This window comes from Prevotella sp. MGM2, from assembly GCF_002933955.1.
Taxonomy (GTDB): domain Bacteria; phylum Bacteroidota; class Bacteroidia; order Bacteroidales; family Bacteroidaceae; genus Alloprevotella.
The window spans coordinates 1-1617 of the sequence record NZ_BEWW01000172.1 but is presented as its reverse complement, the minus strand read 5'-3'; the positions used below and the strand labels follow the sequence as shown (position 1 = coordinate 1617).

2 protein-coding genes are annotated in these 1617 nt (G+C 39.1%); both read right to left on the bottom strand.

The genetic code is table 11. The annotated features are described in order from the left end of the window. Positions 1–181: 181 nt before the first annotated feature. Positions 182–319 (bottom strand): hypothetical protein, encoded by a 138-nt coding sequence (locus tag C5S62_RS13525; RefSeq protein WP_172486262.1) that lies wholly within the window; start codon positions 317–319, stop codon positions 182–184. Between the two features lie 112 nt (positions 320–431). Further along, positions 432–1617, bottom strand: a 1186-nt coding sequence (locus C5S62_RS04325; RefSeq protein ID WP_104404214.1) for an FRG domain-containing protein, incomplete at its 5' end; no start/stop codon positions are given.

Here is a 1617-nt window from a genome sequence, read left to right as displayed (position 1 = left end):
AAACTAAGAGTTAGATATTATATAAGTCAGATAGACACACTTCTAACGGCTGAAAACAAACCACATACTTAGATATTCAACAAATAACAATCAAGCTGAGTTGTTCCTGTAACAGTTCGGCTTGATTGTTGTTAACTATATGTTATTGCTTGAGTTGACGCACTTATTAGGTCAGTTGTTTTCAAGGACGTACACTATTGACAATAATCTTTTCTGCAGAGAGCGTCATATCTATTGTCACCGACGCTTCGTTAGTGGTATAGAGGGCCTTTAAGTAGTGGACTATGTAGTCGTTCTTGAATTTGAACTCTATCTCCATCTTCTTGATGTCTTCTTCTGTCTACTTATAGATGATATATCTTCACCAACTTTATCTCAGACAGACTTATGATAAAAGAACTTCAAAATCACTGATATTTTTTTCGAGGCTGTTAGGTGATATTGTATTTGTCCTTGATATGTTCGGCCACATGTTCCACCTCCGGGAACAGCGTCGATTTATCTATACCGAGGGCTTCAAGCTGCTTCCTGATTTTCTTTTTGTGAGCCTTGTTTATGACATATGTCTTGTACTGGTACTGGAACTTAAGGTGCGCCGGCTTGCTTTTGTCTCCATCAATTCCATAAAGAAAAAATGCCCCGGATTGCCGTATTATGCGTGGATTGTCAAGCATAGGTTTGACGCAAAAGACTCTTTCTATGTCTTTTGAGTCAATTCCATTTTGGAAATGAGGTTTCTCGGATTTAATTTCATGCAGAAGATATTGAATGTCATCAGCAGAGTTGAAGCTCTCTTGATCCAAATCTTTCAAATCCTCAATACTGAAATTTATGGGGCGTTTTGCGAGATTGGAAACCACACTGACAGCATCACTGTCAAAGTATTTCATCTCAGATGTGCTTATCTCGAACCGAAACAGCTTTCCATCAACGGTTTCATCCTCACATGCAAAGTATAGGGCTACTAATGGATTGGTAGTTATGTCCAAAAGACGTGTAGGCAAGGAGTAATGCTGCATCTTGACCAACTTTTCAAATGTAGAGACACATCCCTTGAAATCGTCAGGACTTTGAGCTATGATATCTTTGAAAATACGATCTTCGTTTTGAATCAACGCCGGCTTACGGTAAATGGAAGGTATCAAGTCAAAGGATTTGTCCGATTGGCCGCGATAGTAGATATGATAGTCCGTACTATCCTCCATTTCTGTTTCCAATTTTTCAAACAGGGTTATTATATTGCCGATAGAGGACATCTCATTTTCTGGAGTCTGGTTGTAGGCATCGTAGGAAATTTCCCACGGTTTCCTACCTAATTTCGTTGTAACTTCCAGCGACAACTTTTCATAAGACTCGAAGCTCTCATAGGTATATCGCAGTTTTTTACTTCTAAGGTAGGATGCTGTGTATGTATCTAATGGTACATATTTTTCAGGAGCGACATAGAACAAGACAATACTTAACTTGCCTTTTCCGACACTCTTGATATTCAAGGCTGTCTGGAAAAGCCGCTCATTCACTTTCCCCTCCTTTATCCGCGTGAACAGTTCCCATAAAACATCTATGTCATGTATTTTTCTGATTGCTCTTTTAGGGAATAGATGCACTTTCATCGGG

What these genes read in the sequence shown, in the direction of transcription:
- C5S62_RS13525 (WP_172486262.1), bottom strand. Translation starts at nt 319, where the DNA reads ATGGAGATAGAGTTCAAATTCAAGAACGACTACATAGTCCACTACTTA.